This is a genomic window from Streptomyces sp. NPDC020996, from assembly GCF_040641355.1.
Taxonomy (GTDB): Bacteria; Actinomycetota; Actinomycetes; order Streptomycetales; family Streptomycetaceae; genus Streptomyces.
This window is the reverse complement of record NZ_JBFADM010000007.1, coordinates 44,745-69,192: the sequence shown is the minus strand read 5'-3', so window position 1 is coordinate 69,192 and position 24,448 is coordinate 44,745. Positions and strand designations below refer to the sequence as shown.

General features: G+C 71.0%; 20 protein-coding genes. 2 read left to right on the top strand and 18 right to left on the bottom strand.

Annotated elements, in window-relative coordinates; genetic code table 11:
- Positions 1 to 89: 89 nt before the first annotated feature.
- The 4 genes from AB0G63_RS07775 to AB0G63_RS07760 all read right to left on the bottom strand — a co-directional run bounded on the left by AB0G63_RS07775 (position 90) and on the right by AB0G63_RS07760 (position 3,158).
- Positions 90 to 1,847 carry a LytR C-terminal domain-containing protein gene (locus AB0G63_RS07775; protein WP_360745912.1) on the bottom strand — a complete coding sequence of 586 codons (1,758 nt, stop codon included), beginning with the start codon at positions 1,845 to 1,847 and terminating at the stop codon, positions 90 to 92.
- A gap of 17 nt (positions 1,848 to 1,864) precedes the next feature.
- Entirely contained in the window at positions 1,865 to 2,620 is a 756-nt protein-coding gene (gene nadD / locus AB0G63_RS07770) for a nicotinate-nucleotide adenylyltransferase (RefSeq protein ID WP_360745909.1), read from the bottom strand.
- A 70-nt stretch (positions 2,621 to 2,690) separates the two neighbouring features.
- Entirely contained in the window at positions 2,691 to 2,855 is a 165-nt protein-coding gene (locus AB0G63_RS07765) for a hypothetical protein (protein ID WP_324785662.1), read from the bottom strand.
- A gap of 108 nt (positions 2,856 to 2,963) precedes the next feature.
- Positions 2,964 to 3,158, bottom strand: a complete 195-nt coding sequence (locus AB0G63_RS07760) for a hypothetical protein (protein ID WP_360746182.1) — start codon at positions 3,156 to 3,158, stop codon at positions 2,964 to 2,966.
- Positions 3,159 to 3,250: 92 nt separating this feature from the next.
- Here AB0G63_RS07760 and AB0G63_RS07755 point away from each other — a divergent pair, with 92 nt between their 5' ends.
- Entirely contained in the window at positions 3,251 to 4,375 is a 1,125-nt protein-coding gene (locus AB0G63_RS07755) for a M48 family metallopeptidase (protein ID WP_360746167.1), read from the top strand.
- 43 nt (positions 4,376 to 4,418) lie between these two features.
- Here the strand turns inward: AB0G63_RS07755 and AB0G63_RS07750 are convergent, their stop codons facing one another.
- The 7 genes from AB0G63_RS07750 to AB0G63_RS07720 form a co-directional block, all read right to left on the bottom strand.
- Positions 4,419 to 5,489 (bottom strand): hypothetical protein, encoded by a 1,071-nt coding sequence (locus tag AB0G63_RS07750; protein ID WP_360745905.1) that lies wholly within the window; start codon positions 5,487 to 5,489, stop codon positions 4,419 to 4,421.
- Between the two features lie 135 nt (positions 5,490 to 5,624).
- A complete protein-coding gene (locus AB0G63_RS07745; RefSeq protein ID WP_360745902.1) occupies positions 5,625 to 6,227 on the bottom strand; it encodes a hypothetical protein in 603 nt (200 codons plus the stop codon).
- Positions 6,228 to 6,339: 112 nt separating this feature from the next.
- Complete coding sequence (locus AB0G63_RS07740; RefSeq protein ID WP_360745899.1) at positions 6,340 to 7,626, bottom strand: glutamate-5-semialdehyde dehydrogenase; 1,287 nt, start codon at positions 7,624 to 7,626, stop codon at positions 6,340 to 6,342.
- 61 nt (positions 7,627 to 7,687) lie between these two features.
- Complete coding sequence (locus tag AB0G63_RS07735; protein ID WP_360745896.1) at positions 7,688 to 8,158, bottom strand: hypothetical protein; 471 nt, start codon at positions 8,156 to 8,158, stop codon at positions 7,688 to 7,690.
- A 133-nt stretch (positions 8,159 to 8,291) separates the two neighbouring features.
- Positions 8,292 to 9,452 carry a glutamate 5-kinase gene (proB, locus tag AB0G63_RS07730; protein WP_360746164.1) on the bottom strand — a complete coding sequence of 387 codons (1,161 nt, stop codon included), beginning with the start codon at positions 9,450 to 9,452 and terminating at the stop codon, positions 8,292 to 8,294.
- Positions 9,453 to 9,566: 114 nt separating this feature from the next.
- Positions 9,567 to 10,751, bottom strand: a complete 1,185-nt coding sequence (locus AB0G63_RS07725) for a phospholipase D-like domain-containing protein (RefSeq protein ID WP_360745893.1) — start codon at positions 10,749 to 10,751, stop codon at positions 9,567 to 9,569.
- 83 nt (positions 10,752 to 10,834) lie between these two features.
- A complete protein-coding gene (locus AB0G63_RS07720; RefSeq protein WP_360745890.1) occupies positions 10,835 to 11,632 on the bottom strand; it encodes a trypsin-like serine protease in 798 nt (265 codons plus the stop codon).
- Positions 11,633 to 11,899: 267 nt separating this feature from the next.
- Between AB0G63_RS07720 and AB0G63_RS07715 the strand changes: the two genes are divergently transcribed.
- Positions 11,900 to 12,652, top strand: a complete 753-nt coding sequence (locus AB0G63_RS07715; protein WP_360745887.1) for an AfsR/SARP family transcriptional regulator — start codon at positions 11,900 to 11,902, stop codon at positions 12,650 to 12,652.
- Positions 12,653 to 12,728: 76 nt separating this feature from the next.
- On the opposite strand, the gene AB0G63_RS07710 is transcribed toward AB0G63_RS07715, so the two are convergent.
- The 7 genes from AB0G63_RS07710 to AB0G63_RS07680 form a co-directional block, all read right to left on the bottom strand.
- Positions 12,729 to 13,940 carry a glycosyltransferase family 2 protein gene (locus AB0G63_RS07710; RefSeq protein WP_360745884.1) on the bottom strand — a complete coding sequence of 404 codons (1,212 nt, stop codon included), beginning with the start codon at positions 13,938 to 13,940 and terminating at the stop codon, positions 12,729 to 12,731.
- Positions 13,941 to 14,235: 295 nt separating this feature from the next.
- Positions 14,236 to 16,374, bottom strand: coding sequence for a hypothetical protein (locus AB0G63_RS07705; RefSeq protein ID WP_360745881.1), 2,139 nt, complete (start codon positions 16,372 to 16,374; stop codon positions 14,236 to 14,238).
- Between the two features lie 156 nt (positions 16,375 to 16,530).
- Entirely contained in the window at positions 16,531 to 18,027 is a 1,497-nt protein-coding gene (locus AB0G63_RS07700; protein WP_360745878.1) for a bifunctional cytidylyltransferase/SDR family oxidoreductase, read from the bottom strand.
- A 210-nt stretch (positions 18,028 to 18,237) separates the two neighbouring features.
- Complete coding sequence (locus AB0G63_RS07695; protein ID WP_360745875.1) at positions 18,238 to 19,428, bottom strand: hypothetical protein; 1,191 nt, start codon at positions 19,426 to 19,428, stop codon at positions 18,238 to 18,240.
- Between the two features lie 142 nt (positions 19,429 to 19,570).
- Entirely contained in the window at positions 19,571 to 21,121 is a 1,551-nt protein-coding gene (locus AB0G63_RS07690; protein ID WP_360745873.1) for an alkaline phosphatase D family protein, read from the bottom strand.
- A 217-nt stretch (positions 21,122 to 21,338) separates the two neighbouring features.
- Entirely contained in the window at positions 21,339 to 22,841 is a 1,503-nt protein-coding gene (locus AB0G63_RS07685; RefSeq protein WP_360745870.1) for an FG-GAP-like repeat-containing protein, read from the bottom strand.
- Positions 22,842 to 22,870: 29 nt separating this feature from the next.
- Positions 22,871 to 24,349 carry an FG-GAP-like repeat-containing protein gene (locus AB0G63_RS07680; protein WP_360745867.1) on the bottom strand — a complete coding sequence of 493 codons (1,479 nt, stop codon included), beginning with the start codon at positions 24,347 to 24,349 and terminating at the stop codon, positions 22,871 to 22,873.
- Positions 24,350 to 24,448: the final 99 nt, after the last annotated feature.

Genomic DNA, 24,448 nt, shown 5'->3' with positions numbered 1-24,448 from the left:
ACTTGGCATCAAGGGTCTCACGGACCGGCCTCGGCGCCCCACGTGATATGCACGCATCACGTGGGGCGCCGCCGGTCTCGGCGGGCCCGCTACTGGGACGACGACGGGCGGTAGTCCTGGCCGAGGACGACCATGACGTCCGCGCTCGAGGTGACCTTGCCCTTGGTGACGACGCCGGTGGACAGGCCCAGCGTCTTGGCGACCTCGGTGGCGTTCTCCTTGTCGGCGGCGTCCGTGTAGACCACCTTCGAGGTCGCCGCGGCGGAGGCGGTGCCGCCGTCCAGGAAGGTGAAGCCGCCGTTGAGGAGGACGACGCGGGCCTTCTGGGTGTTGTCCTTCACACCGCTGGCGTTCTGGACGGAGACCCGGACGGCGGCGTCCTTGGAGGGGCTCTTCGCGGTGCCGCCGAGCACGTCCTTGACCACACCGGCGCCGGTCTGCGCGCTGAGGGTGCCGTCGGCCTGGACGGGCAGCAGGGCGGTCTTGTAGTCGCCGCCCTTGGCGAGGTCGGCGAGCTTGGCGAGGAAGGTTCCGAGGTCCTTGTCGGTCAGCGACGGGTCCAGGATCTGCGCCAGGGTCTGCACGGTGGTCGTCGCGGCCGTCGGATCGGACGACAGCTTGCGCAGCACGCCCTGCATGACCTGCCCGAACCGCTGCAGCTGGGCGTTCTGGTTCTCGCCGGAGGCGCGGTAGGTGGCGTAGGCGACGGCCATCTTGCCGCTGAGGGTCTGGTTCTCGCCCCGGTGCACCAGGGGCGAGGCGCCCTTCTTGCCGGCGGCCGGGTCGGGGACGTCGGTGTCGGTGTCGACCTCGATGTTGCCGACGAGGTCGACAAGGTTCTGCAGGTAGGGGGTGTCCAGGCGCCAGGTGCCCTGGATCTGGGTGCCGAGGACGGTGTCGAGGGCGTCGCGGGTGCCGGAGGAGCCGTCGTCCGCGACGGACTTGGCGAGGGTGGTGGTGGTGCCGTCGTCGTCCGTGACGGCGAGCGAGTTGGGCAGCAGGACGGTGGTGCCCCGCTTGGTGGTGGTGTTGTCGACGAGCAGCGCCGTCGAGGTGCCGCCCTTCTTGGTGTTGTGCAGGTGGACGACGATCACGTCGCGGTTCTGGGCACCTGCGGCCGTCGTCCCGCCGGTCTTGGTGTCCGGGTCCGACAGGCCGGGGAGCTTCCCGGCGGCCCAGAGGTAGCCCACTCCGCCGACCGCGACCAGGGCCAGTACCACGACGAGGGCGATCAGGCGGCTGCGGGCGCGGCGCTTGGCCTCCTCGCGGCGCTCGGTGCGGTTCTCGGTGAAGTTCAGCCAGTCGATGACGTCCTCGGCGTCGCCCTCGGGCTCCTCGACGAACGCGAACTGCTCGGTGCGGTAGTCGCGTTCGGGCGGGGCGGAGGCCGGGGACGGCTCGGCGTCGGCGGGGCCGGGCTGCTGCGGGATGTGGGCGGTCTGCTCGGCGACCCGGGGCTGCCGGCCGGTGACCGCGCCCTGCGCCTGCCCCTGCCCCTGTGCCTGCCCGTAGGGGTCGTACCCGCCGCTCTGGGACGCGCCGGTGCCGTAGGGGTCGTAGGAGGGCGCGGACGGCTGCTGAGCTGTGCCGTAGGGATCGTACGGGGGCGCCGGCTGCTGGACGCCCGTGGCGTAGGGGTCGTAGCCGTAGCCCTGCTGCGGGGCCTGCGGCTGCGGCTGCGCGTACGGGTCGTAGGAGTCGTACGGCTGCTGTGGAGCCTGCTGGGGGTAGGGCTGCTGCGGAGCCTGCTGGGGCGGGACCTGGCGGTACACAGGCTGCCCGTACTCGTCGTATCCGACGAGCTCGTACTGGTCGCCCCCGTACCCAGCGTCGTATCGGTCGTTCACCGGTAGCCCCTCTCGGCTCACTCGCCGCGGTACAGCTTGCGCTTGTGGATGTAGCGCACGACTCCGTCCGGCACCATGTACCAGATGGGGTCGCCCTTGGCGACTCTCGCACGGCAGTCCGTGGAGGAGATGGCGAGCGCGGGCACCTCGACGAGCGAGACGCCGCCCTCGGGCAGCCCGTGGTCCGACAGGTGGTGGCCGGGCCGGGTGCAGCCGATGAAGTGCGCGAGGGAGAACAGTTCCTCGGAGTCCCGCCAGGTCAGGATCTGGCCGAGCGCGTCGGCGCCGGTGATGAAGAACAGGTCCGTGTCGGGGTTGAGGGCGCGCAGGTCGCGCAGCGTGTCCACGGTGTAGGTGGGGCCGCCGCGGTCGATGTCGATGCGGCTCACGGAGAACTGCGGGTTCTCGGCGGTCGCGATGACCGTCATCAGGTAGCGGTCCTCGGCCGGTGAGACGTGGCGGTGGGTCTTCTGCCACGGCTGGCCGGTCGGCACGAACACCACCTCGTCGAGGCCGAACTGGGCGGCGACCTCGCTGGCCGCCACCAGGTGCCCGTGGTGGATCGGGTCGAACGTTCCGCCCATGACCCCGAGGCGGCGCTTGCCCGGCTCCGAGCGGCCGTTGCCGGTGCCGGACGGGCGGAGTCCGGTGCCGTCCGCCGGGCGGGGCCCGGTGCCGTCCGCCGGGCGGGGCCCGGTGCCGTCCGCCGGGCGGGTCTGCGTGCCGTCGGCCGTGTCGTTCGCCGGACCGGTAGGCGTGTCCTGCTCTCCCATGCGTGCAGACCCTACCGGCCCGGCCTGAGGGCTCCGGCCGCCAGTTCCCCGTCGGCGGTCCGCGACGGGCTCAGCGGTCGCGGTTGAAGCGGGTGGTGACCCACAGCAGGAGCAGCAGGATGAGCAGGGCGCTGCCGCCGGTGACGTAGGGGCTGAGGCTCTCGTGGTTGCCGCCGTGCTCCTCACCCTCCGCGGCGAGGGTGACCAACTGGGCAGCGGTGCTGTGGAAGCTCATCTCGGCAGGACCTATCGCGTGTGGGCGGGATAAAGATGTCGGCCCATGGTAAGCGGGGGTCCCGTCGGCGATCACGCCGACTCCGCCGTTGGGAACCCCGGGCGGCGTTCAGTCGTCTTTCCGCTTGTAACCCCGTAGCAGGAACCAGGCGGTCAGCGCGCACCCCACGATCATCACGATCAGTACGACCCGGAGCAGGTTGCCCGCCCCCTGCCGCTCGGCGGCGCTCGTGGCCTCGGCCAGCCAGACGGCCGCGGGCGTGTGCTCCATGGCGACGGACTCCTTCGGTGTGGTGCCGTCCACGGTAACTCCGCCTAGGCTGGGCCCTGCTTCGGGGGCGCGAAGGACCGCACGAGGGACCGTAAAGGGCCACTCACACGCACATGGGGGACCACATGTCCGACGACGGCCACCAGCACGACGGGCACGAGAAGGCGCCGAGCAGGCAGCGCACACGCTTCCCGGGCATCTCCTCGCGCGCCTACGAGCACCCCGCCGACCGCTCCGCCCTGGTGGCGCTGCGCAAGCTGAGCGGCTTCGACACGGTGTTCAAGGCGCTCAGCGGCCTGCTTCCCGAGCGCAGCCTGCGGCTGCTGTTCCTGTCCGACTCGGTGCGCGTGTCCGACCAGCAGTTCGCCCATCTCCACGACATGCTGCGGGACGCCTGTTACATCCTGGACCTGGAGAAGGTCCCGCCGATGTACGTCAACCAGGACCCGCAGCCGAACGCGATGTGCATCGGCCTGGACGAGCCGATCATCGTGGTCACCACGGGCCTCGTCGAGCTGCTCGACGAGGAGGAGATGCGGGCGGTCATCGGCCACGAGGTGGGCCACGCGCTGTCCGGCCACGCCGTGTACCGCACGATCCTGCTGTTCCTGACCAGCCTGGCGGTCCGGGTCGCCTGGATCCCGCTGGGCAACCTCGCGGTCATGGCGATCGTGACGGCGCTGCGCGAGTGGTTCCGCAAGTCGGAGCTGTCCGCCGACCGGGCGGGCCTCCTCGTCGGCCAGGACCTGCAGGCGTCGATGCGCGGTCTGATGAAGATCGCGGGCGGCAACCACCTGCACCAGATGAACGTGGACGCGTTCCTGCAGCAGGCCGAGGAGTACGAGGCGGGCGGCGACCTGCGCGACTCCGTGCTGAAGATCCTGAACCTGCTGCCGCGCTCCCACCCGTTCACCACGATCCGGGCGGCCGAGCTGAAGAAGTGGGCGGCGTCCCGCGACCACCAGCGGATCATGGACGGCCACTACCCGCGGCGCGGCGAGGACAAGGACACGTCGGTCACGGACTCGCTCCGCGAGTCGGCGGCGCACTACTCCAGCAGCGTCAAGAACTCCAAGGACCCGCTGATGAAGCTGGTCAGCGACATCGCTGGCGGGGCGGGGGACCTGGGCGGCCGGGTCCGGCGCGGCTTCGGCGGGTTCGCGTCGGCTCCCCCGAAGGACCAGCCCCCGCAGGACCAGACGCCGCACGACCAGCCACCGGCCGACGGCCCCGCGCGGGACGACGACTGACCGCGACAGCCGACCAGGACGAGGACCGGGACGGGGACAGGGGTCACACCTTCGGCTGGGCGCTCTTCGCCAGGGAGCCGCACAGGGCCGTCGCGCCGCCCGTGTCGTACGGGTCGGTGCCCGCCGGACCGCCCGCCCTGGCCGTCTGGCCGGCCAGCAGCGGGCGCAGGTGGTTGGCCGAGTCCTCGGCGCAGGACAGGGGCCCGGCCTGGACGTAGGAGACGACGAGCTGCGCCTGGTGCAGGCGCAGGTCGTCGCGGTCGAAGCGGAAGTGCAGCTCGCGCCGCACGGTGAACAGCGAGGCGTCGGCCTTCGCGCCGGCTCCGGTGGGCCGCAGCGCGTAGACGAAGGTGTGGTCCGCGGTGACCTCGAGGGTGGCTGAGTCGGTCTCGGCGGCCTGCAGCGAGCCCTGGACCCGGACCCTGGCGTCGGCGAGCTCGGCGGCGGTCGGGTCGAAGCGGACCAGCCACCCGGTCGGCGCGTGCCGCCCGTCGGCCGTCGGCTGCGCGAAGCTCTGGTCGAACTGGCCGAGCTGGTCGGCGTCGAGCATGACCCGCACGGGGCGGACGCTCTGCCCGTCGAGCACCTCGGGGTAGAGCGAGGACCGCACGATGTAGTCCTTGGCCGTGGTCAGGGCGGCCACGACCTGGCCGTCGGAGAAGTGCGCGGTACGCCGAGTGGCGGGCAGCGGTATGCCCTCGGCGCCGACGCGGAACTGCGCGGCGGGGCTGTGCTCGTACAGGTACTCGGGATCGGCCGCTCCGGGCACCCTGCCCTGCGGGGACAGCGGGATCACGGTCATCCGCAGGGGCTGGACGGGCTGCCGCGCGCCCGGGGCCTGGTACGGGTGCCGCACGCCCATGTAGATCGCCGTGCCGAAGGCGACCGCGATCAGCATGACGAGGACCAGGGCCTGCCGGGACAGTCCCCGGCGCATCGGCGGGCGGCGGCGCACCGCGGGCGCGTGGTCGGCCATGCGCTCCTGCGCGGAGTACTCCTGCAGACGGGCAGCACGGACGAACGATTCGTCGAAGACGACGGACCGGTACTCGTCCTCCCCACCCCCGGGGGCGCCCTCGGGTGTCCCCTCAGGTGGGTCTCCAGGCCCTCCCATACCTTTCAGGGTAGGTCTCCTGAGGCTTCGGTAAACGCCCTGGTACACGACAAGTTGGGACAGCTTCGGAGGCCGGGACCCCTCCGACGGCCCCCGATGTCATCTGCCGGCGCTCCTGCCGGCCCCCTACGGGCCCTAGGGGCTGCGCGGGATGACCGGGACCGCGGGCTGGGAGTGGTCGGCCGACGCGGAGGGGGGCGCCGCACCGCTCTGCTCCGGGCCGGTCGAGGCGGGCGGCGGCACCTGGTCCTGACGGCTGGAGGAGCCGCCCCGGTAGACGGCCGCGAAGGCCAGGGCGACCATGCCGATCCCCATCACCAGGGCTAGCATCCAGGCGACCGGGCGGTGCCAGCGGACCTGCCTGCCGTACGGCCCGAAGGCGCGGTAGCGGCCCCCGTAGGCATCGGAGTCGTCCAGGTCGTCGAACTCCGGATCATGACCGAAACCGGCGCGGCCGCCGGGGCCGTAGCCGTCCTCGTAGCGGTCGCCTCTGCCGTGGGTCCGGCGGGCCTCCGCCTCGGAGGCCTCCGCTCTTGCCTGGGCGGCGGCCAGGAGGCGCTCCACGGCGGTCGGCTCGTGCACCGCGGCCGCCCGTACGAAGGCCTCGTCGAAGACCACGGAGGCGAACTCTTCGTCCGACACCCCGCGGTCGTGGTCGTCGTCGGGCTCCCAGCCGTCAGGGAACGGCGTGCCCCCCACGTCCTCCGGCACGGATCCAGAGTAGACCTGGGGGGTCATTTTGGGCAGACGGTATGGAAATTCATCCGCCTGATGAGACGGCCGCCCGGGATGGGGGCGCCTACCGGACGCGCGTGCCGACCGCATATGCGCCCCCGGCCGGCGGCCCGTCTCAGCGCCGCACGTGCCCGTCCCCGGTGACGATGTACTTGGTGCTGGTCAGCTCCGGCAGGCCCATCGGGCCGCGCGCGTGCAGCTTCTGCGTGGAGATGCCGATCTCCGCGCCGAAGCCGAACTGGCCGCCGTCGGTGAAGCGGGTGGAGGCGTTGACGGCGACCGTCGTGGAATCGACCAGCTGGGTGAAGCGACGGGCGGCCTGCTGCGAGGTCGTGACGATCGCCTCGGTGTGGCCGGAGGTCCACAGCCGGATGTGCTCGACGGCCTTGTCCAGCGAGTCCACCACCGCGGCGGCGATGTCGTAGGAGAGGTACTCCGTCTCCCAGTCCTCGGCCGTGGCCTCGACGACGGTCGCGGCGGAGTCCTTGGCGTAGGCCATCACCCGCTCGTCGGCGTGGACCGTGACCCCGGCCTCCGCGAGGGCGTCGAGGGCGCGCGGCAGGAACTCGGGCGCGATGTCCTGGTGGACGAGGAGGGTCTCGGCGGCGTTGCAGACGCTGACGCGCTGCGCCTTGGAGTTGATCAGGATGTCGACGGCCATGTCGATGTCGGCGTGGGCGTCGACGTAGACGTGGCAGTTGCCGGTGCCGGTCTCGATGACGGGGACGGTGGACTCGTTGACCACCGTGCGGATCAGCGAGGCGCCGCCGCGCGGGATGAGGACGTCGACCAGGCCGCGGGCGCGCATCAGCTCGCGCACGCTGTCGCGGCTCTCGCCGGGCACCAGCTGCACGGCGTCGGCAGGCAGACCGGCGCCGCCGACGGCGTCGCGGATGACCCGCACGAGGGCGGTGTTCGACTCGTAGGCGGAGGCCGAGCCGCGCAGCAGGACGGCGTTGCCGGACTTCAGGCACAGGGCGGCGGCGTCGACGGTGACGTTCGGGCGGGCCTCGTAGATGATGCCGACGACGCCGAGCGGGACGCGGACCTGGCGCAGGTCGATGCCGTTGGGCAGGGTGGAGCCGCGGACGACCTCGCCGACCGGGTCGGGCAGCGCCACGACGTCCCGGACGTCGGAGGCGATGGCGCGCACCCGCTCGGGGGTGAGCGTGAGCCGGTCGACGATCGCCTCGCTGGTGCCGGCCTCGCGCGCCTTGGCCACGTCCTTGGCGTTGGCCTCGATGATCTCGCTCGTACGGACCTCCAGCGCGTCCGCGATGGCGAGCAGCGCGTCGTCCTTCACCGCGCGCGGCAGCGGGGCGAGGTCGGCGGCGGCGGCTTTGGCGCGGTAGGCGGCCTGGGTGACCGGGGACATGGAGTCGTACGGCGAAAGCGTGGTCATGCCCGCAGCGTAGTGCTCCGCACGCGCGCGTTCACGGCTCATCCCACGAGTCGAGACGGGTTCAAAAGGGATGAACCCCCACCGACGACGCGGGCGGCGGGCCGTAGCCCTCGGCGACGCGCTGGTGGTACGTCTCGCGGTCGATGACCTCCAGGCCGACGATCTCCCAGGGCGGCAGCTTGGCGGTCTGCCGGTGCTCGCCCCACAGGCGCAGGGCCACGGCGGCGGCGTCGTGCAGGTCGCGGGCCTCCTCCCAGTAGCGGATCTCGGCGTGGTCGCCCGCGTACCTGCTGGTCAGCAGGAAGGGGTGGTCGTGGGCGAGCTGTTCGAGGCCGCGCCGCACCTCGGTCAGGGGCGCCTGGGCGCCGGAGACGCTGAGGGTGACGTGCCACAGGCGCGGCAGGTCCGCCGGTTCCTCGTAGCGGCCGCCGGCGGCGACGCTGGTCAGAGCGCGTTCCCCGCCGGCCGTGCGGGAGGGGGCGCCGGCGGCGCCGGCACTGCGGGACGCCGTCCCAGGGCGCACTCGTCTCACGACGGCCTCCTTTACGCAGGGTTCGAGCAGTGCTCGTGCGGAATGTGTCCCTGGGTCAAAGTTGAGCAGGCCGCAGACCGTCGCGTGGCACTTTTGCGGAACGTCCACCACCGGGAGCGGACGTTTCGGGCGTTTACGGGTGCAGGACCACCAGGTCGTCCCTGTGTACGACCTCCCGCTCGTACGCCGGGCCGAGTTCCCGGGCAAGTTCCCGCGTCGAGCGGCCGAGCAGCTGGGGGATCTCCTTGGCGTCGAAGTTGACCAGTCCGCGCGCCACCGCACGCCCCTCGGTGTCGCGCAGTTCGACCGGGTCGCCGGCGCTGAAGTCGCCCTCGACGGCGGCGATCCCGGCCGGCAGCAGCGACTTGCGCCGGTCCACGACCGCGCGCACCGCGCCGTCGTCCAGGGTCAGCGCCCCCTGCGGGGTGGACGCGTGCTGCAGCCACAGCAGCCGGTCGGCGGAGCGCCTGCCGGTGGGGTGGAAATAGGTGCCGGTGTCGCCGCCGGACAGCGCCTCGGCCGCGTGGACGGCGCTGGTCAGCACGACGGGGATGCCGGCCGCGGCGGCGATCCCGGCGGCCTCGACCTTGGTGACCATGCCGCCGGTGCCGACACCTGCCTTGCCGGCGCTGCCGATCTCCACGCCCGCCAGGTCGGCGGGCCCGCGCACCTCGGCTATCCGCGAGGTGCCCGGCCGGGACGGGTCGCCGTCGTACAAGCCGTCCACGTCGGACAGCAGCACCAGCAGGTCGGCGTGGACCAGGTGGGCGACGAGGGCGGCGAGGCGGTCGTTGTCGCCGAAGCGGATCTCGTCGGTGGCGACGGTGTCGTTCTCGTTCACCACCGGGAAGGCGCCCATGGCGAGCAGCTTGTCGAGGGTGCGGGAGGCGTTGCGGTGGTGGGCGCGGCGGCTCATGTCGTCGGAGGTGAGCAGGACCTGGCCGACGCGGACGCCGTAGCGGGCGAAGGACGCGGTGTAGCGGGCGACGAGCAGGCCCTGCCCGACGCTGGCGGCGGCCTGCTGGCGGGCCAGGTCCCGGGGGCGGCGGCGCAGGCCGAGCGGGGCGAGTCCGGCGGCGATGGCACCGGAGGAGACGAGGACGATCTCCCGCTCTCCTCCGCCTCCCCGCCTCCCACCACCACCCTCAGCGGAGGCCCTTCGGGCCGCCCATTCGTTTCGGCTCTTGGCGAGCACGTTGACGAGCGCGTCCACGCGGTCGGCGTCCAGGCCGCCCGACGCCGTGGTGAGCGACGAGGATCCCACCTTGACGACGATCCTGCGGGCCTCGCCCACGGCCTGCCTTGCCCCTGCCACGTGCTCTCTCCACTTCCCTGCGCGTGGCAACAATCTACGCGAACGGGGCCGCCGCGCATGCGGCGGTCCGGTGTGCGGACAGCGGTCGTTCTCTCAGTAGCCGCGGACGACTGTGCGCATCGACACGAAGTTCGACTTGTACTGATCATGGATGGAGTCGCTCTTGAAGCGCAGCAGCGCTTCGTCGTTCTCACGCAGTGAGGAGACGTCGTAGTTCGGGCTGCCGGTGAACACCCACTTGGTGTCCTTCTGGCCCGCGTACGTGCCCTCGATCAGCATGTACTTCGAGTGGATGAGGTCGCCGTCGTCCTGGTTCAGCTCGTAGAGCTTGATGCGGTCATGGCCGGACAGGGTGTCGGCGACGCCGGTGCCCAGGTGACGGTAGACGACGTCGACCCAGCAGTTCCGGTCGGCCAGTTGCCGGAGCTTGTTCGCGATACCGGTGCGGGTGAGGTCCCACGCTCCGATCCGGATCTGCGTTCGCCCCGTGGGCGTACCGACAGACGTGTTCCCCTCGCAGGTGACGTTGTCGAGGATCTCGACGATGGTGTCGGTGGAGTCGTCCGTGCCGGCACGCGGGAAGAAGTACAACTTCACGTCGCCCGAGGTCGTCATGCGGTAGTAGTCGTCCGTCTCCCGGTCCGGAGAAGCGGCCAGGTCCGCGAAGTAGTCCACGTATGCCGTGTACAGGGGGGTGTTCCCGACCACCGTGACGGCGTTGTTCCAGTAGTCCACGGTGTTGTGCGGGGTCAGGTTCGCCGAGGACTGGACGACGACGTCGTCCGCGCCGCCGGTGCGTGAGAAGAGGTAGAACTTGTTGTGCATCCGAGGAGTTCCGGCGTTCCCGATGCACGCCCGGTGCACGCACCGCTTGACGTAGGAGTTCGCCGACCGGTCGGTGCCCAGCGCGGTCCTCAGCTTGGCGTAGGACGCGTCGTTGTCCTCGGAGGCGTCCAGCACGATCCGGACGTGCACTCCGCGCGCGCTGGCCGCGATGAGCTCGTCCACGAAGCCCATGTCCGTGATGACGTAGACAGCGAGCCGCAGTCGCGCTTCGGCGGGAGCCTGACGGACCAGATTCTCGATGTGGTCCACGATCGCGTTCTGCTGGGTGGCGGTGCCCTGCGGGTCGTTGAAGACTGCCCCGGTGGTGATCGCGGCCGTGGCCGCCGGCACTTCGTCGGCCACCGCCGGCACGGGGTCCGTCCCGGTGATCAGGACGGCCGCGAGGGCGGCCAGGACAGCGAGACCGCGCATGAACGACGACTTGAGAGCCATGAGGGTTCCTCGGGTGTCGGTGGCCGGCCGTGTGGTGGCCCCGGGGCCGTGATCCGGGGCCACCACACGGCGTGTCGGGACGGTCAGAGACCGGCGACCTGCTGGATCCAGTCGAGGCTGGTGGGAACCGTCGCGGCGTTCATCGGTCCGACACAGATGCCGCCCTGCACGCCCGTGGTCGACGTCACGCCGACCTGGTAGCGGCTGCCGTCGACGAGCTTGAACTGCGGACCGCCGGAGTCGCCGGCACAGGCGATGCCGTTGCCCTTCGAACTCCTGATGCCCCGGCCGTCGAAGGCGTCCGTGCTGTTGATGTCGGTCACCTTGATCGTCGCGCGCCTCAGGCTCTTGGACGGGGACCCGTAGTAGTTGCCCGTCGTGCCCCAGCCGAAGATGTAGTTGGTGGTGCCTTCCACCGGGCTGGCGCTCGCCAGCCGTACGTGCTCGGCATTCGCGTCGCGCGTCAGGTGGAGCAGAGCGATGTCGTGGCTGGTACGCCACTTGATGTCGTCCACCTCGATCACACCGCCGCCCTCGTTGTACTTCAGGCTCTTCACCCTGACCTGAATCTTGGACGCGTCCTGGCCCACCGGCGTGTTCGCGAAGCAGTGCTTCGCGGTGAGAATCCACCGCTCCGCGATGATGGAGCCGGAACACAGCAGGTTGCCGCGCCCCGTGCCCGGGTCGTCGTTGTCCCAGAGGATCGCGGCCAGACCGTCCGACGACGTCGCGAGTTCGCCGTTGACGACTGCGGGCTCGTCTGACACCGCGTCAGCGGAATTGGCTATCGGGGTGCGCTGGGTGATGTCCGCGTCGTCCGCCGACGCGGTGGGCACACCCGCGGCCAGGACGGACGCTCCGACGACTGCGACAGTGGTCACGAAGGTGCGAATTCTCACGGATCATCCTTCTGTCAGGGTCTGCGGGCAGAAAGATGATCGGCACCACCGCTGAAAATGTACTGAAACACCGTTGAAAGGGGCCGCACGAGAAGGACTGAAGACTCCGCCGCCACAACCCGAAGAATCGTCACCAAGACGACAAATTCAATAAATCAAGAGATGTCTTGGAACGAGGGTGTCATGCGTCAAGTCGTGGGTTAAATTTGCAACAACTTGGGGGAACTTGAAGAAAACAAGGGGGAGGCAATGCAGCGCATCCAGTTCCGGCTGCTGGGACCGGTAGGCGTCTGGCTGGGAGACCAGCCATTGGGGCCGACCACCCCACAACAGCGCAGCGTTCTCGCGGTACTGCTCATCGACGCCAACCGCGTCGTTTCCATGGACAACATGTCGCGTGCACTTTGGGGGGAGAATCCACCGAATTCCGCCCGGAATGCCATTCAGGGATATGTGAGCAGACTGAGACGCGTGCTGGCGCCGTCATCCGAGGCGGAGATCATCACGCAGCCGGGCGGATACTCCCTGCGGGCGGAAAAAACACAGATCGATCTGCACCTTTTCCGGAGCCTGGTCGGCACCGCTCAGCACACCGACGCGACGAGAGCCAGCGCCCAACTGGAGCACGCCCTCGAACTGTGGAGCGGCCCGCCGCTCGCCGGTGTGTCGGGCCACTGGCTGCCATCGAGAGTCGGCATACACATCGAGGAGGAACGCCTGTCGGCTCTCGAGGAGCATGCCGCGGCCACCCTTGCGGCAGGGCGTCTCCAGGAGGCGACGATAGAACTCACCTCACTCATCCGGGACCATCCCCTGCGCGAACGTGCGGTGAGCCTGCTCATGACGGCGTTGCACCGATCCGGCAGACGCGCCGAGGCGTTGCGGGTGTTCCAGGCCACCCGTCAACACCTCGTGCGGGAACTGGGCCTGGAACCGGACGGCATTCTGCGCGCCACGCATCAGCAGATCCTGACCGACGCACCCACGCTCCTCCCCACCTGATTCGGTGGTTGGTGCGGCTCCGGTCCGAACGAGCGCCGCACGCGACTCGGAGACCAGCCCCACGGAACCTCAGCGGTCAGGCCGCCGCTGCCGTCCCGCCGGGGGCCGTGAGCACCCGGCGGGCCTTCCGCACGGCCCTGCGCAGCACGGAGTCGGCGGCGCCCTCCCGGTAGCCCGGGAAGGCGCGGGCCTCGCGGGGTGCGGCGAGGTAGACGGAGTCCGGGACGCCCGCCCGCTCGTCGCGGAAGTGCGGGTAGACGAGGTAGAGGCGGCGGCCCTTCTTCTCCAGCAGGGCCGGGGCCTGCTTCTTGGCCTTGACGAACCGCAGGACCTCCGTGAGGAGTTCGGGGCGCTGCTCGGCCACCAGGTGCAGTCTGAGCCGCTCTTCGACCTTGAGGCGGCGGGCGACGCCCTCGGTCCAGTACTTCTCCGTCAGCGGCCGCGCCAGTTCGAACTTGTGCCGTCGTACCTCCTCGCTGTCCTTGAGGTACTTGGGGCCGAACTGCGGCAGCAGGGTGATCAGGAAGGGCCGGATCATGAGCGCGTCGCGCCGCTCGCCGGCCGGGACGTGCTCGGCTATCAGGTTCATCAGGGCGCGGGCGGAGTCGAAGCGCAGGGTGTAACTCCCGCTCTTGGTCACGTGCTTGCCGTCCGCGCGGCCCACCAGGTAGTAGCAGGTGTGGTCGGCGACCACCGAGACGCCGTTCGCCCGCAGGTAGGCCTCCATCGTGAACAGCGCGTCCTCGCCGGTCCACAGGGACTCGTCGAAGCGCATGCCGTGCCGCTCCAGGAAGTCGCGGCGGAACAGCTTCTGCGCGCTGAGCGTGAACTTGATGTTGGAGGAGAAGACGTCAGTACGGTCCAGGGTCTTGCCCCACATCGACTGCGGCGGCTTGCGGTTGATCCCCTCGACCCGGCCGAGCACCACGTCGGTGCCGTTGCGGTCGGCCATCGCCACCATGCGCTCCAGCGCCTCGGTGCCGAGCCGGTCGTCGGCGTCGAGGAAGAAGACGTAGCGCCCCGCCGCCTTCCCCAATCCGACGTTGCGCGGGCCGCTGGGCCCGCCGGAGTTGTCCTGCCGGATCACCGTCACCGGCATGGGCGCGCGGGCGGCGAACTCCTCGAGGTACTCCCCCGTGCCGTCCGTCGAGCCGTCGTCGACCGCGATGACCTCGATACGTGCCGGGTCGATGGTCTGCGACTCGACGGAGGCCAGGCAGTCGATCAGATAAGGCATCGCCTCGTAGGCCCCGATGATCACACTGACATCAGGCTGCGCGACGCTCACGGTTCCCCCTTGGTCAAAGGTGTATTTCCCCCGTATCGGCATAATCGCAACCTGTTAGACGGGGGACCGCCCGAGGAGGTTGCCTCACGACTCGGAATGAGTGACGCACGTCACATGACGCGCGGACTTGACGCACGGCCCGTGACGGCCCACCAGGCCGGACACCCTGACAGTACGCACGGCGGGTGAGAGCCGCTCAGCGAGCGGTACGAGGAAGCGGTAAGAGACGGGAAAGGGCCCGGGCCCCGAGGAACGTTCCTCGGGGCCCGGGCCCGTCGTGTCCGGCGGCGCGCGGTCAGCGCCTGGTCGCGCCGTCCGTGTCGCCGTTCGCCGGCACCGGCTGCTGCGCGGACAGCGCGTCCGACAGCTCGTCGGCCCCGGCGGCGCCGGCCGCGGCCCGCGACTCCTGGCCGAGGTTGCGGGTCTCGGCCTTCAGCGCCAGGTCGGCCACCGCGGTGTTGAACTGCACGATGGACGCCGGCTCGTCGGGGCCCAGGAGGTACTGCTTGAGCTCCTTGCGGTCCTCGGCCAGCGGGTCGGCCGCCGGGTCCCGGACCGCGCCCAGCAGCTCGCCCAGTTCGGCGGCGCTGTTGGACAGGATCACCGCGGCGCGCACGGCCGTGTTCTGCCGCTTGAACTCCTCGGCGCCCAGCTCGGCGGAGTCCGTGACCGCGTACGGCTTGCCGCTGGCGATGAAGTCGGAGACCACGCTGGAGATGTCGGAGACCATCGCGTCGGAGACGTTGAAGCAGTCGTACAGGCGCGGCTCGGCGCCCGTGATGACGCGGTGCTCCCAGTCGGGGAAGGAGCGCCAGTAGGCGTCGTTCCACTCGTCCCGCAGCCGGGCGATCTCCTCGTGCTTCTGCGGGTCGGCCACGCCGTCGCGGCTGGCCTCGGCCTCGTCGCCCCGGCCGCCGGCGGCACCGGACAGCTCGGCCAGCCGGGCCTCGACGCGGGCCAGCTCGGCCTTGGCGCGGTCCTGCGCGGCGGCGTCGGCGGTGAAGCGGGGGTCGGCGGCCCGCCCGGCGGCGGCCTTCTCGACCAGGGCGGTGATGCGCTGGTGGGCGGCCTTGGCGTCGGCGCTGCGGGTGCCGGTGAAGGGGTGCGGCTTGTACAGGACACGGACCGGCGGGTCGGCCGTGACGAGCTTCTTCACGATGTTCTCGCCGGCCAGCAGGATCGAGGTGTTGCCCGGGTTGTCGTCCCAGCCCTCCCAGGTGGGCGCGTACAGCACGGTCGGGCAGCGTCCGTCGGCGGCGTCGCCGCGGGGGCCCTCGGAAGCGCCCCGCCAGGTCTGGATCGGCGCCAGCTGCGGGCGGCCGACCTCGACGATGTCCTCGTCGCGGACGCCGACGTCCGCTATGGCGTAGCGGTCGCGGCCCGCGCGGCCGGCGGTCCACACCTCGTCGTACACCTTGCTGAAGGGGTTCACGCTGGCGAGCTTGTCGCTGTCGCCGTGGCCGATGAAGACGTGCTTCATGGTGGGCACGCGCAGCAGGTGGATGTTCTTGCCGACGTTCGCCGCGTACAGCGCGACCCGCACGGTGGACAGGTCCATGTTCATCAGGTGCACACCGCCGGGCACGCAGACGACGGGGACCGTGGTGGGCGCGAGGTTCGCCAGGATGACGCGCTCGCGCAGGATGACCAGCGGCCGGGAGTCGAGCTGCTCCATCGTCTCCAGCCACATGTTGACCTGGTAGGCGGAGTCGCGGGAGCCGGAGAAGTACAGCACCGTCTGCGGCTGGTACTCGCGCAGCCAGTCGTCGACGGCGGCCAGCACCTTGTCGGCGGTCGGCGGGATCTTCCGGCCGCGGACGTACGGCATCAGCGTGAGGACGTACCCGCAGCCCAGCACGAGGGTGACGCCGATGCCGGTGAAGGCGGCCACGGGCGAGTCCATGGCCGCGGAGACCAGCACGCCCACCACGGCGGCGAGGTCGAGGTGGAGCATCTTCTCGGCCGAACGGTTGAGCAGGCGGCGCGGCGGGGCGTCCGGGATGCGGATGCGGGAGGCCAGATCGACGTTGCGGGTGGCGACCGGCATCCGGCGGCGGTTGCGGATGAGGGTGACCAGGGCGCCGTGCGGGGCCTGCAGTCCGTAGAAGGCGATGAAGCCGGCGATCGCCCCGTAGAAGACCAGGTTGTCCGACAGGGACATCCGGGCGAGCAGCAGGACCAGCAGCAGCTGGCGGATCAGGAAGCGGATCGACAGGCCGGCGCGGACCTTGCTGAGCCGGTTGACGAGGTAGCTGCCCTTGCGGTGCAGATAGTGGTCCGCCAGGTACGTCACGGCGGCCGCTGCCGCGAAGGCGTAGACGCTCGGGACGAGCGCGGCCAGCATGAGTGCCGGGTAGCCCAGCATCATGAGGACCGCCGCGGCCAGTTCGGCCGCGCTGCCCACCCGGGCGACGCGAATAGCGGTGGATATCACGGAGAACCTGCTCTGGGAGGGGGGGGAGTGCCGGTTTGTTCTAAGATGCGCAGGATTTGCGGGTAATGCATCTGGTACGGACTCAGGCCCCTGCGAACGCCCGCTTAACGGGCAATCTCAGAGGCCTGAATTACCGAAGTCCAATTGCGCCGATTATTACACGCCGTCCTGACGGTCCAGCACCGAGGCCAGCGCCTGCTCAAATCCGGTGGCCTTCGCCGCTCCCGCCGTCGGGTCCTGCTGGCGGACGTCGATCACGTGCCCGGTCAGTTCCGAGAGCAGCACGTCGAGCGAGGTGCGCGCCACGGCCTCGGATGACAGCAGGCTGCCCGCGGGCTCCTGGCCGAAGGCCTTGGTGCGCATCGGCGTGGCGGTGCGCTCGGGGTTGATGCAGTTGACCCGGATGGCCTCGCCCGCCCACTCGTCGGACAGCGCCTGGGTGAGGTTCACCATCGCGGCCTTGGTCGAGGAGTAGAGGCTGTACTCGGCGCGGCCCCGGGTGTAGCTGCTGGAGGTGTAGAGCAGCAGCTGGCCCTTGGTCTCGACGAGGTACTTGTAGGCCGAACGGGCGATCTGCACCGGGGCCAGGTAGTTGACCTTCAGCGCCTCCTCGATGGTGGCGTTGTCCGTCTCGGCCAGCTTGCCTATGCGCAGCACGCCCGCGGTGTTGACGACGTAGTCGATGCGCCCGGTCTCCGCGTACGCCTTGGACAGCGCGTCGTCGACCTCCTCCGGGTTCTCCACGTGCGTGCCCGTGGTGGAACGGCCCAGCGCGTACACCGTGGCGCCGTAGGACTCGGCGAGTTCGGCGATGTCCTTGCCGATGCCGTAGGAGCCGCCGAAGATGACGATCGTCTTGCCGGTCAGCAGCTCGCGGTAGGCGTCCTCGCCGTTCTGCTCGGGGGCGGCCGTGGAGGCGAGCTGGAAGAGCTTGTCGGCGATGAAGACGTCGACCGGCTGAGTGACCTTCATGTTGTACTCGTCGCCGGCGACGACGTGGATCGGCACGTCGGGCAGGTACTTGAGCACGACGGAGCAGTCGTCCGTGGCCTGGAAGTTGGGGTCGCCGGCGGCGACCTGGTAGGCGCGGCGGATCGTGGACAGCTTGAAGGCCTGCGGGGTCTGGCCGCGGCGCAGCCGGGAGCGGTCCGGGATCTCGGTGATGAACTCGCCGTCCTCGCCGTGCGTGCGGGTCACGATGATGGTGTCCGCGGACGGGATGGCGACGTCGACGGCCTGGTAGCGCTCCAGGGCGGCGACGCAGTCGTCGATCACCCGCTGCGACAGCAGGGGGCGTACGGCGTCGTGGAAGAGGACGTTGAGGTCCTCGCCCTCGGCCAGGCCCTCGCCGAGTGCCTCGATGGCGCGCTCGGTCGTCTCGTTCCGCGTGGAGCCGCCCTCGATGATCTTCTTGACCTTCGTGAACCCGGCCTTGGCCACGATCTTTTCGACGTCGGGCACGTAGCCCGGCGCCATCAGCACGATGATGTCGTCGATCGAGTCGGCCTTCTCGAAGGTGGTCAGGGTGTGCTCGATGACAGCCTTGCCGGCGATCTTCAGCAGCTGCTTGGGGATCGACAGACCCACGCGCTGGCCGGTGCCACCGGCCAGGATCACTGCGGTGGTACGGGGCTTGGCTATGTGCTGGGACACAGGAGACCTACCTTGGGGCGACAGGGAACGGGGAAATGGTCCCACTTGCGGTTACCGCAGTGCAAGGTGAGCGCCGTTCGCCGCATATGTGCGCGCCATCTGTCATTCATCTTGCACCGCCGGTGACGGACGAGTCCGTTCGTGGCGCCGGTGGAATTGCGGTGAGTCACTTCACAGGGAGTTCACTTGGCCGGGTGACGCCCGAACGGCTCAACGGCGCCGCAGCCGCTTGAGACAACGGTGGCCGAGCACCTTCACGAGTTCCTTGGAAGGCGTCTGATGAACCGTACGCGCCTTGGCCGGGTCGGTGTGCCGCACGGGTGCCGCGGCGGCCGCGGCGAGCGCGCCGTACAGTGCCTGGGCGGCCACCTCGGGGGCGATCCGCGGCTCGGCGGGCGCCTCCCGGACCTGGGGTCCCGGCACGGCCGACAGCAGCGCGGGGTCGCCGATGACGCGCACGCCGGTGCCGCCGATCCGCCCGGCCATCTCGGCGCCGATCGCGGCGGCGGCCTCCAGGGCCCAGACCGGGGTGGCGATCTTCACGTCCTCGGGCGACGGACTGCACGCGTTCTTCATGTGCATCACCGCGCCGTTGCGTACGAGCCGCGAATACAGCTCGGCCGGCAGCTCATTGCCGCGGAATTCCTTGTTAAGATTCCGCAGCATTTCGGTCTCGGCGAGGGTAAGAGAACGGTTGGCCGTGTCCGGGACCGGTTGCAGGAGATTCTGCGGGAGGCCGAGGAGCGCCTCGAAGGTGCGCAGCAGCCCGCCCTTGTCGCGGTCGTCCACCACGACGACGGTGACCCGCTCGGGGCCGGCTGCCCGCACCCAGCGCTCGACCAGCCGGTCGTGCCGGTGCCGCCGCCAGAAGCTCGGGTTGGGCTGCTCGTACGGGGCCTTCCTGAGCATGTGCTCGAGCCAGTTCCCGTAGTCCATGCGCAGGCCGTTCTGCACGTACTGCTGCCACTGCGAGGGCATGATCTTCGCCAGCGGGCGCAGCGTCACCAGGACGTGCACGCGGTCACCGCCGAGCTGCTCGACGATCCGCGCGGCGGTCGCGTCGTCCTCGGCGTCGGCGAAGAACTCGCTGCTGACGACGGAGGTGCGCCCGCCGGTGGCGTTCACCTGTTCGAGGAGTTTGCGCCAGTGCCGGCCGGTGGGCACCGGGTCGCCCAGCATGGCGGGCCGGGCGCAGGCGGCCAGCGCGGCTTCCATGGGGTGCCTGGTGTGCGCCGGGAACACGACGCCGTGCGCGGGCAGCAGATCCCTGGCGGCGAACAGCGCGCCCTGGATCGAGGTGGTCCCGGTCTTGTGCGGGCCGATGTGCAGCAGCCGGGTGCCGGCGGGCAGCGGGGCGATGCCGTTCACCCGGGCGTCGTCTCTCGTACAGTCCGTCTCCATGGTCAGAGGATGGTAAGAGCGCTTCCTGAGACCTGGCTGAGGCTTCCTGAGACCTGGCTGAGAGAGGCCCGGCTGAGAGAGGCCCGGCACGCAGGATGAGTCCCAGGCCCTCTCCTCACACCGGCTTCTCACGCCAAGGGCGTCACGCCGGTACGACCCCGGGGCGGCCGGACTCGACCCGCAGCCGCGCCAGGGTGCTCGGCGTCGCCTGCGGGCGGACCACCGTGTCCACGACCCGGACCTGCGCGTCGATGCCGTCGTGGCGGATGTCGAAGAGGTGGTAGCCGCGGTGGGCGTCGATCAGCTTCCAGTGCGGATTGTCCGGCATCCGCGGATCCCACGTGGCGTGGAAGGCGGCCTGGTCCTGGTCGCCGTTGCTGGAGATGGAGGTGCCGACGAACTCGGCGCCGACGACATCGGATTCCGGGTCGGCGAAGTCCTCCTTCAGATCGCTGATCATCGTCAGGTGCCGGTCGCCGCTGAGCACCACCGGATTGCGGACGTCCGCGAACTCCCGCATCAGCGCGTTGCGTTCGGCCTGGTAGCCGTCCCAGGCGTCGTAGTACCAGAGCTTGCCCTCGCCGATCTGCAGGTCGGTCTCGGCCATCATGATCTGCGAGGCGATCAGGTTCCAGCGGGCCGGCGAGTCGTGCAGCCCGTCGAGCAGCCACTGCTTCTGCGCGGCGCCCAGCATGGTCGTCGACGGGTCCTCGGCGCCGGCCTGGCTCGTGGCCTGGTCGCTGCGGAACTGCCGGGTGTCCAGGACGTTGAGCCGGGCCAGGCGGCCGAACTCCAGGCGGCGGTACATCTGGATGTGCGGGCCGTCCGGGATCGCGGTGGCGCGGACCGGCATGTGCTCGTAGTACGCCTGGTAGGCCGCCGTCAGCCGGGCGACGAACGCGTCGTGCGACTGCTTGCCGGGGTCCTGCGGGATCTCGCCGGCGAAGTCGTTGTCGACCTCGTGGTCGTCGAAGGTGACCACCCAGGGGGCGTTCGCGTGCATCGCGGCGAGGTCGGGGTCGCTGCGGTACTGCGCGTAGCGGTTGCGGTACTGCGTCAGGGTGTACGGCTCCCCGGTCCCCTCGTGCCGTCGTACGCCCGTCGACGACGGCGTCGACTCGTAGATGTAGTCGCCGACGAACAGGACGACGTCGGGGTCCTGGGCGAGCATGTCGGCGTACGGCGTGAAGTAGCCGTGCTGCCAGTTCTGGCAGGAGGCCAGCGCGACGCGCAGCGAGCCGCCCCGGCTGTGCGGGTGGGGGGCCGTGCGGGTGCGGCCGGCCGGGGAGAGCACGCCGCCGGCGCGGAAGCGGTACCAGTACGCGCGGCCCGGGCGCAGGCCCCGTACGTCGACGTGGACGCTGTGCCCGTACTCGGGCCGGGCCTGGACGGCGCCCCGGCGCACGGGCTTGCGGAACCGCTCGTCCTCGGCGATCTCCCACTCCACGGGCACGACGTCGTCGGGCATGCCTCCGCCATTGAGCGGGTCGGGCGCGAGCCGGGTCCACAGCACGACCCCGTCGGGCAGCGGGTCGCCGGAGGCGACGCCGAGGGCGAACACGCCGTCGGGCAGGGAGGCCGCGGCCGCCCGGGCGGTGCCGGGCAGCCACAGCTGGGCGGAGGCGGCGGCGCCGAGAACGGCGGCGCCGGCGGTCAGAAAGCGGCGTCGGTCGGGTGAGCTGGTGCCGGTCATCAGCGAACTCCCTTGCCTCGCTTGCCTCTTGGACATGTCGAAGCTCACGCTTCGGGGCGGTCCGCCCGTTGAACGCGGAAGCTCGCGCGCATGACGAATCGGCAGACAGCAGAAGACCCGTTGCGACACGGGAACAACAGGGTGAACGTCGTTTCGTCGCAACGGGTCACGACACACGTCGCGGACGCGGGTCGGGGAGCCTGTGGCCGATCCTCCGTCAGTCGCCCAGCGACCTGCCGAACAGGGCGCCGGCGCGGGGCAGTCGGACGGTGCCCGCGCCGAAGGAGAACGACCCGCTCGCGGTGATGCCGGAGGAGGACGGGGAGAAGACCCACACGGAGCCGTCGGAGGCGTTCTCGTCCGGGTCGCCGACGGCCAGTCCGTCCTTCCGGTCGCCGTCGCCGTCGACCAGGGAGGTCTCCACGCCGAAGCGGTCCGCTTTCTCGGCGGTGCCGGGCACCCCGCGGGTGTTCTGGCTGAAGGACCTGGCGCCGGTGCCGGTCGGTCCGTTCGCGCCGCCCCGCAGCACGAGGACCCTGCCCGCGTCGGTGACGCCGTCGAGGTCCTCGCCCGGCAGGCCGGTGGCCACGTCGAGGTAGCCGTCGCCGTCGGTGTCGCCGATCGACAGGGCCGATCCCATGCCGTCGCCGCGCTCGCCCACGCCCGGCACGCCCGGGGTGTCCTGGTTGATCCACACCGGCTTGCGCGTGCCGGAGACGCCGTCCGGGCCGCCGTAGACGACGCCCAGGGCACCGCCCTCGGTGGGCATCTCGACGTCGCTGTCGTAACCGTCGAAGGAGTGGCCTACGACGATGTCGCCGTAGCCGTCCTTGTTCAGGTCGCCGATCGCGACCTCCTCGCCCCCGACGGGGCGGCCCACGGCGTCCTTGGGTGAGCCCTTGCGGGTGAGGCCGTCCGGGCCGCCGGTGAGCAGGGCGATCCCGCGCGAGTCGGGCTCGTCGGGGCTGCTGGTGCGTACGACGAGGTCGGCGATGCCGTCGCCGTTCACGTCACCCGCCGCGAGGGACCGGCCCCGCAGGGAGCGGTCGGGGTCGACGGTGAAGTACGTCGTCCGGGTGCCGGGCCTGTCCCGGGTGAACGGTCCGTGCACCACGGCGCCGTCCGCCTGCGCGGTGTCCGGATGGATGCCGAGACGCACCAGGTCGGGGTGGTGGTCGCCGTCCACGTCGGCGACCGTGTAGTCCCGCATCGCCATGGCGTCCGGCAGCCCGGACAGCACCGTCGGCCGGGCCGAAAGCCCCTTGGGGCCGCCCCAGTTGACCTCGATGAACGTGCCGTGGTCGCCGTCCACCGGGGTCCAGGACACGACCGAGAGCAGGTCGGCGTAACCGTCCTCGTCGAGGTCGGCGGTGCGCAGCCCGGAGCCGTACCCGGTCTCGGGCGAGTCCGCGTTCTCCCGGGCGGCCCAGCTCAGCACCTGCCTGCGGGAGGTGGACAGCCCGCTCGCCGAGCCGTACAGCACGGTGACCGCGCCCGCCTTCGGCAGGGTGCCCAGCGCGGTTCCGGGCGCGCCGATCGCCAGGTCGGGGTAGCCGTCGCCGTTGAAGTCGTCGTGCAGTCGCCTGCCGCTGGGGCCGGTGCCGGCCGTCGCCTGGGCGGCGGGGACGGTGAGGAGGCCGGCGGCGAGCGCCAGACCGGCGGCGAGCGCGAGCGCCGGCCGCCCGCGGCGGGTGCGCGGGCGGCGGGTGCGTGAGGTCATGGAACCTGTCCCGGGTTCGTGAGCGGAGGTCAGTCGGAGAACACGGCGCCGAGCTGGGCGCCGGACGCGGTCGTGCCCAGCGTCCCGGCGCCGAAGACGAAGGAACCCCTGGCCGTCGCGCCGGCGGAGGTGGCGCGGAACACCCAGACGGCGCCGGCGCGGGAGTCCTCCCACGGCGCGCTGACGACCGGCTCGGCCCTGCCGTCGCCGTTCGCGTCGACGAGGTGGACGGCGAGGCCGAAGCGGTCGCCGGTCTCGGCCACGCCCGGAACGCGCGCGCTGTTCTGACTGAACGCCTTGGTCCCGGCCCCGGTCGGCCCGGCCGGCCCGCCCGGGATGACGACGAAGGCGCCGGCGTCCCTCAGCCCGCCGAAGTCCTCCTCCGAAACGCCCGCCAGGATGTCGCCGTACCCGTCGCCGTCGACGTCCCCGACCGAGAAGTGGTTGCCGAACTGGTCACCCAACTCCTGGACGCCCGGCACCCCGGGCGTGTCCTGGGTGATCACGCGGGGGGCGGTGTCGGTGAGGCCCTGCTTGCCGGCGCGCAGGACGCGGAGGGTGTTCCGGCCGTCGGCGACGAGGTCGGCCCGGCCGTCGCCGTCGAGGTCGCCGAGCGCCACGCTGTCGGCCTTCGGACCGTCCAGTCGCGTCAGACGGACGGGGGTGCTCAGTCCGTCGCGGCCGCCGCGCGAGTAGTAGACATAGTTGCCGTAGGTGCCTTCGTCGTCCCAGCCGTCGGACGCGCGGCCCACCGTCACGATGTCGTCGGCGCCGTCGCCGTCCGTGTCGCCGACCGCCACCGTGACCACGATCTTCATCGGCTCGTCCTCGTCGGTGAAGGGCTGCCCGTCCTGCACTGCCGCGGGAACGCCGTCGCGGCCGAACGGGCCCCACATCACGCGGCCGTTGCGCGCCAGGTCCTGGTGCCCGTCGCCGTTGAAGTCGCCGGCGACGGTGAACGGGGCCTGGCTGAGACCGGTGCCCTCGGCGGGCAGCACCTTGCCGGAGACGAACCCGGCGCGGCTGCCCCACAGCACGGTCCGGGACCCCGCCCGCTCGATACCGTCCTGCTGCCAGCGCTCACCGCCGGACCCCACCAGCAGATCGGTGAAGCCGTCGCCGTCGAGGTCGGCCGCGCTCATCCGGAAGCCGAACATGTCGTTCTTCTCGGGCGTGTCGGGGATGCCGGGCGACGCCTGCGTGTAGACCTTCCGGGAGGCGGCGAGCAGGCCCTTCGGGCTGCCGTACAGCACGGCGACGTAACCGGCCTTGGTCTTGCCGCCGACGGTGGCGTAGGGGGCGGCCACGGCGAGGTCGGCGTAGCCGTCTCCGTTGAAGTCCTGCCGCGCCTCGCGCGTCGGCGCGGGCTGGGCGTGGGCGGCCGGTACGGCGGCGGTGACGGCGCTCGTGGCGAGCAGGGCGACCGCGATCGCCACGGCACGGCGGGCGGTGGCGCGCCGGGCGGTGGGCACGACGGCAGAGTGGGGCGCGGCGACAGACTGGGGCACGTCGACTCCGTTGGACTGGAGGGCGGATGAGCGGAAAAGCTGTTGACCGCCCAGTACGACTCACCGGATCCGGCGGAAGTTGCCCTGGAGTGCGTCACG